Genomic DNA, 7,123 nt, shown 5'->3' on the forward strand with positions numbered 1-7,123 from the left:
CCCGCCCCAGCGCGACCCACCGCGCCCCGTCCCGCCCCAGCTCACCGATCCCGTGGGGGCGCGCCGCGCCCGCGCCGCGCGCCGGCGCACCCGGGCGGCGCACGCACCGGGCCTCATCCCTCGACCATCTGGCCCTCTCCAGCCACATTCTGACCATGCGTCACATCAGCATCACGATGCCGGGGCGGCGGCGCCACTTCTGGCCATATCCCGTGCCAATGGGTCTAGGCTCTGCCAACATCAGATCGGCACAGGGTCGTTGACGATCACCGGGGGGTGTGATGGGCCTGCTCCGCGGCGCGCGAGCCGTCCGGACCGTGCGAGCGGTCCACGGCGGGACCGGGAGCGTCGCCGTGGCCCGATCGCAGCACAGCGCGCCGTCCCCCGCGGTGCGACCGTCCACCGGGGTGCGGCGGTCCACCGGGGGCGGCGGCAGTCGGCTCATTCCGGCCTTGCGGGCCGCCCGGAGACGAGTACCGCCCTCCGTCGCGCGCGCCCACCGGGCGCGCTGACGCCCCGACGGGAGCCGGTGAACGCCCACCGAGCCCCGCCACCACACCGGACCACCAGCCGAGGATCGCGAGGATCGACGTGGGACACCTGGAGCCGCCGCCCGTCGCCGGAGCCGCCCGCGCGCCCGCACCAGCACCAGCACCAGCACCAGCACCAGCACCAGCCCCCGTCAGCGTCCCGCCCCCGCACCGCGCCCTGCGCCGGGCCGCCGCCGTGCTGGCCGCCGCCCTGCTCGCCCTGGCACCGCTGCCGGGCCGGGCCACCGCCGCACCCGCCCAGGACCCGACGCCGAGCGCGACCGCGAGCCCGGGCGCGGGCGCCGGCCCGGACGCGACCTCCGCGGCGAGCGCCATCGGGCCGGTGAACTACGCCGTCGTCGTCGACGAGTCCGGCAGCCTGCAGCCCGCCGACCTGGCCCGCGAGAAGGACGCCGCCCTGCGGATCGCGCTCGGCGACGTCTCCCCCGCCTCCACGGTGACCGTGCTCGGCTTCGCCAGCGCCGACAACGCCTCCGAGCACGTGGTGGACGAGGTCTGCCCGCCGACCGCGCTGGACGCGGCCAGCCGCGACCGGCTCGGCGACTGCGTGGGGCAGCTGCGCGGCCGCCGGCAGGACGAGGGCTGGGACACCGACTTCCCCAACGCCCTCTCGCAGGCGGTGAACCTGCTCTCCACCGGCACCGACCCGCAGACCCCCCGGGTGCTCTTCCTGCTCACCGACGGCCAGCTGGACGTCAGCCACAGCACCCTGTACGGCGACGAGGCGCACCGCGCGCAGGCCGGCCAGGACGCGCTGGTGCGCGAGCTGGCGGCCGCCAAGGGTGCCAGGGTCCAGGTCTGGCCGCTCGGCTTCGGCTCCGACGTCAACCAGGGCGAGCTCGACCTGATGGCCGCCTCCGGCTACCAGAACGGCTGTGTGGACCTGCCGGACGCGCGGCCGCGGGCCACCACCGTGCCCGACTCGGCGGCGGTCGGCGGCGCCCTGCAGACCGCCTTCGCCGCCGCGCACTGCCTGCGCAGCACCCCCGGTGACAGCGGGCACCCGCCGGTCGACCTCCAGGTGCGGATCTCGCCGCTGGCCACGGTGGGCAGCATCGTGGTCGACAAGGGCGATCCGCAGGTCACGGCCACCTACACCGACCCGGCCGGCCACCAGATCACCGGCACCGGCGAGGCGTTCGGCTCCCGGTTCGAACTCGCCGGCCGCAACCAGCCGGTGGAGTCGCTGCGGATCACCGACCCGGTGCCGGGGCTGTGGCGGGTCCATCTGGACGCGCCACCGGACCACCGCGGGCAGCTGGCGAGCGTCAGCGTGCTCTGGCACGGCGAGCTGCGCGGCTCGATCACGCTGGACCCGCCCTCGCCGCGGGCCGGCCGGCCCACCGTGGTGACGCTGCGGCTGCAGACCCGCGAGGGCTTCGGGATCACCGACCCGCAGGACCTCCAGCTGCTGGGGGTCACCGCCCAGTTGACCGGCGACGGCTTCGCTCCGGTGCCGGTCCGGCTGGCCGACGACGGCCTGGCGCCGGACGCCGCGGCCCGGGACGCGGCCTTCACCGGCACGGTGACCGTGACGGCCGCCGCCACCGGCCGGCTGACCGTCTCCGGCACGCTCACCGCCACCGGGCTGACCGCCGGCAACCTCTCCGAGGGCACCCTGGTGGCCCCGCCGGTCGTCCTGGTCACCGCCGCGCTCACCGCCGCGGGCGGCTCGGCCCACACCTCGGACCACCTCACCGGCGCGCTCTCCGTGCACAACGGCGACAGCGTCCCGCACACCCTGCGCGTGCAGGTGCGCGACATCGCCGACGGCCTGCTGACCCCCTCGCCCGCCCAACTCGTCCTGGCGCCGGGCGAGTCGCGCACCCTGTCGGCCGGCTTCACGGTGGCCGGCCGCGCCGCCTTCGGCCGGCAGCTGGACGGCGGCCGGGCCCGGCTCGGCGGCAAGATCGTGGTGCTGGACAGCACCGACCACGACCGGGTGCTGGCCGAACCGCAGCTCGCCCTCACCGTCACCCCCAGGCCGGGCTTCCTGGCCCGCTACCGCTGGTACCTGCTGGCCGGGGCCGTGCTGCTTCTCGCGCTCACGGTGGCGATCGTCGCGCAGCGCCGGCTCGCCGCCCGCCGCCGCGACGCCGCGGGGCTGCCGCTGGTCCTGCTCGACGACACCGGCGCGGAGTTGACCACCCAGCGGGCGAAGTCCGGCGAGCACGGCTGGTTCGAGTTCGACGTCCAGGACGCCCACACCGCCACGCCCCGGATCGTGCGCCGGACCGGCGGCTCCTACCGGGTGCAGCGCCACCCGGACGGCGGTGCCCGACTGGCGGGCCCGGGGATCGCGACCACCCGGCTGCAGGTCGGCTTCCCCGTCCAGCTCGCCACCAACCTCCACCTCGCCCTGGGCAGCGAGCAGCGCCGGCCGACCGCGCCCGGCCCCGGGCCCACCGCGGACTACAACGACCTGCTCTGACCGCGGCGCTGCGACCCCGGCCGGCGCGGCAGCCGGCCCCACACACCACCCCGGATCTCCTCACCCCGGAAGGCGGAACCCATGAAGATCTTCCAGCCGATGCTCTTCGTCGGTCTGGGCGGCACCGGCGGGCTGGTCGGTGCCGAGCTGGAGCGGCGGCTGCGCGCCGAGCTGTGCGGCCCGGACGGCACCGCGCTCAGCCACCTGGGCGGCGGCATGCTGCCCTACCAGCTGCCCGACTGCCTGCAGTTCGTCTACGCGGACTTCAGCGAGCCGGACCTGGCCCGGCTGCCGCAGGCCAGCGCGGACCCCTCGCTGAGCGCGGCGTTCGGCCGGACCTCGCGGGCCACCCACGACCTGCTGCCCAACTTCGACAGCTCCCCGGAGATCACCCGGATGCTGCGCGCCCGGATGCACGAGGAGGTGAACTCCTGGCTGCCGCCGCGCGACGGCGAGCCGCGGGTCGTCCCGCTGCGGCACGGCGCCGGGCAGCTGCCCACGGTGGGGCGCGCCGGGCTCTTCGGCACCCTGCGCAACGGCCTGGACCCGGTGCTCGAACCGCTCTCGCAGGCGATCGACGCGATCGCCCGCTCGGCCGGCGCGCTCAGCCAGCTGGGCGGCGGCCCGCTGTCGGGCTGCGACGTCTTCGTGGCGTTCTCGGTGGCCGGCGGCACCGGCGCCGGGATCTTCCTGGACTACCTCTACCTGATCAACCACGCCTTCCAGGAGAAGAACCTGGACGGCGTGAAGATCTACCCGCTGGTGGTGATGCCCTCGGCGTTCCCGCCCGCCGGCGGCGGTGGCCGCGAGGCCGAACTGAACTCCGCGCGGGCCCTGGTGGACCTCTTCCGGCTGGTGGACGAGCAGAACGCGCCCAGCGCCGCGGTCGACCACAACGCCGACCCGGACGAGGACCCGGCACTGCGCATCCGCTACCCCACCGTGCAGCCGGTGCGACTGCGCAGCGGCGTGCTGCCGACCGCCTTCCTCTTCAGCCGCACCGCCGGCATCCGGCAGGACGACCTGCGCCGCTCGATGGTCTCGCTGGTGATGTCGCTGGTCGGCACCGAGCTGGGCGACGGGCGGCACAACGGCCGGTCCCGGGCCGACGACGACTACCAGACCTTCGCCGCCAGCTTCATCAACCGCGGCGTGCAGCGGGCCGCGGTCGCCGCATCCGGGATCGGCCGCCAGGGCGTGTCGACCAGCCTGGTCGCCTCGATGACCGCGCCGGTGGACGAGCTGGCCGCGCTGGTCTCGGCCCGGATCCTGCGGGCCTCGGTCGACCAGCTCGGCGACCGCTCGCGGCGTTCGAACCAGCCGCTGGAGGAACTGGTCACCACGATGTTCTCGGCCGCGGGTCTGGAGGACCTGCTGGACCGTTCGCTGCTGCCGGTGAGCGGCCCCGAGCCGCTGCCGCGCGGCGGGGCGGCGATCGAGTCGGCGCTGGCGGTGCGGCTGGGCGACATGCAGGCCGGGCTGGCCGACCTGCGCCAGCGGGCCGGGCAGCGGGCGGCCGAGATGGCCGAGGCGTTCAACCCGCGCCAGGCCGTCGACGAGCTACTGAAGACCGGCGACCCGTTCCTGCTCGAGCGGGTGATGCACGGCGATGCCCAGGACCCGGGCGAGATCGGCCGGTTGGGCTTCCTGGGACTGCTGGTGAGCCGCTCGCGCCGGCCCGCGATGCCGCCCGGCGTGCGCGAGCAGCCGCCCACGGCGCCGCGGATCCGGCGCCGGCTGGGCGGCCTGTCGCAGGCCCGCTGGGGCGACGAGGAGGTGCAGGCCGCCCTGGTGGCGCAGGACGCCTGGTACAAGTGGCGCAGCCGGGTCATCTGGCACGAGGCGTGGCGCGAGCAGCAGGCCCGCTGGGAGCCGACCTCGCGGGTCGCCAGTGACCAGGTCGACCGGCTGGTGTCGGCCCTGCGCCGGCACGCCGAGCAGGAGAGCCGCACCTACGCGGCCAAGGAGCGGGAGCTGTACTCGGACCGCACCGGCGTCTCCTACCTGCTGCCGCCGCAGCGCGACCTGCCGCAGTTCTACGAGGACCTGACGGCCCGGCTGATCAGCCGCGAGGGCCTGCGGGACACCGACAACGAGGCCGGGCTGTTGCGGCGGATGGTGGACGGGCAGGCCTGGCGGCACGCCCACGCCGTCGGGCGGCGCAGTCCGGACAGCGCGGTGGGCGGCGTGAAGGCGGTGCTGGAGGGGCGCGTCAAGCGGCTCTTCGCGGAGAGCGGCGAGCTGCTGGAGGAGCGTCCGCTGCTGCCGTCGATGGGCGTGCTGCTGGCCGCCGCGGCCGGCAGCACGGAGGCCGAGGAGCACGTCTCGCGCGAGGCCCGCGACCAGTTCGCCCGCAAGCTCGCCGGGCTGCTGCCGGCCGGCTTCACCCCCGAGGGCACCGGTCCGCTGAAGGCGCTGGTGGTCTACCCGCGGGTCAAGTCCTCCGACCAGGTGGAGGTGTTCCTGCGCGGGGCGCTGCAACTGCCCCGGGACCCGCGGCTGACCGTGGAGTTCCGCGGCGTGGACACCGAGTCGATCACCGTGGTGCTCTTCCGCAGCGAGATGAGCCTCACCCAGGTGCCGGAGGCCCGCAAGGTGCTGCGGCAGTGGGCCAAGGCCAAGGAGGAGGAGCAGAGCGAGGACGTGCTGCGCTGGCGCCAGCGCCTGGGCTACGGCGACGACTGGCTGGTCAGCACCGAGACCGACCGCCGGCAGATCCTGCACCGGCTGCTGTGCGCGCTGTGGAACGGCCAGCTCGACGTGCTGGACGGCACCGAGCACTCCCCGGAGCGGATCCGGGTGCGGCTCTTCGCCGAGCGGGGCCCCAACGTGCCGGGCGTGCGACTGCGGCTGGGCGACTACCCGGGCGGGATCTCCAGCTGGGCCGAACTGCTGCGGGTCTACGAGCGGTGGACGGTGCTGGACGAGGAGCAGACGGTGGAGGACTACTGCCGCCGGCTGATGGCCGCCCAGCCGCAGGGCCTGACCCAGGCGGCCAGCCGGCCGCACCCGCTGTTCGTCCGGCTGGTGGAGGAGATCGCACCGGCGCAGCTGCGCCTGCTGGAGGAGCGGCGGCGGCGCGACGGCGAGCGGATCGACGGCTGGGTCCGGCCGCTGTGGCAGTTCTGGGCCGAGACGCTGCCGGCCGCCCTGGACGTCACGTTCACCGACGGGCGGGCCGCCCAGCCGACCCTGCGCACCCTGCTCGCGGCCTACCACGAGGGCGAACTGCGCCCGCCCGGTGGCGCGGTGGACGACGCCCCGGCGCTGCGGCCCGCCGCGCCGGCGGCCGAGGAGCGCTACCGGTCGGGCGGGTACGACGACCGGGACGACCGCGACGACTACGACACGGTTCCGCTGACGCCGGCCAACGCCCCCGACCGCCCCGGCGCCTGGGCCGACCGGCCCGATCCGCTTCTGAAGCCGCCGCCGCCCGCCGACCCGCCGCGCTCCGGCTGGCCGCAGCACCCCGCCCCGGGAGGTGGCTTCGCATGACCACGCCCCAGCAACCAGCCGGCCCCGTCCTCCACTTCGACCTGCGCGACGAGCCGTGGGACCCGCGGGACCGCGACGGCCTGCGGTTCGCCGTCGACGACCGGCTGCGCCACCTCGCCGGCCCGGCGCTGCCCGACGGCGCCGACCACCGGTTCCTGCTGGTCGACACCCCGGCCGGCCTGGTCGGCCGGCAGGAGTTCTACGAGCAGGTGCTCGCCTTCCGGACCGCCGGCCGGGTGCGGGTGCTCTGCCTGCTGGTCGGCGCCCTGCCCGCGGCCGGACCCGACGCCGCCGAGGAGTTCGCGGCCGAGCGGCGGCTGGTGCGCCCGGACAGCCTGCGCTCGGGCCACGCCGGCCTGCTCTGGGCCGGCGACCTGCGGGCGCTGCCGGTCGACGGGGAGCGGGCGGCGCCCGACGATCCGGACTCGCTGGCCGACCTGGTGGACCTGCTGCTCACCCCCGAGCTCTACGACGAGACCCTGGACGTGCTGCAACGGCGCTGCGGCGGGGTGGCCGCCCCGGCGCTGCGGGTGCTGGCCCAGGACCTGTCGCCGCGGGCCCGGGCGCAGGCCTGGAGCGAGGCGCTGCGGCGGTTCGCCGGCGGGCGGGGTGCCGAGCCCACCGGGCCGGTGGCCGGCGGGCGGAC

2 protein-coding genes and 1 pseudogene are annotated in these 7,123 nt (G+C 76.2%); all 3 read left to right on the forward strand.

The annotated features are described in order from the left end of the window. The first annotated feature begins 591 nt into the window (after positions 1-591). On the forward strand, positions 592-2,982 hold the full coding sequence (locus ABD323_RS38455; RefSeq protein ID WP_344446753.1) for a VWA domain-containing protein: 2,391 nt from the start codon (positions 592-594) through the stop codon (positions 2,980-2,982). Between the two features lie 81 nt (positions 2,983-3,063). After that, positions 3,064-6,477, forward strand: a complete 3,414-nt coding sequence (locus tag ABD323_RS38460; RefSeq protein WP_344446754.1) for a tubulin-like doman-containing protein — start codon at positions 3,064-3,066, stop codon at positions 6,475-6,477. Next, positions 6,474-7,123: pseudogene (locus ABD323_RS38465) on the forward strand (hypothetical protein); the annotation flags it as partial. The gene ABD323_RS38460 and the pseudogene ABD323_RS38465, both read left to right, overlap by 4 nt.

Source organism: Kitasatospora nipponensis (genome assembly GCF_039528135.1).
Taxonomy (GTDB): Bacteria; Actinomycetota; Actinomycetes; order Streptomycetales; family Streptomycetaceae; genus Kitasatospora; species Kitasatospora nipponensis.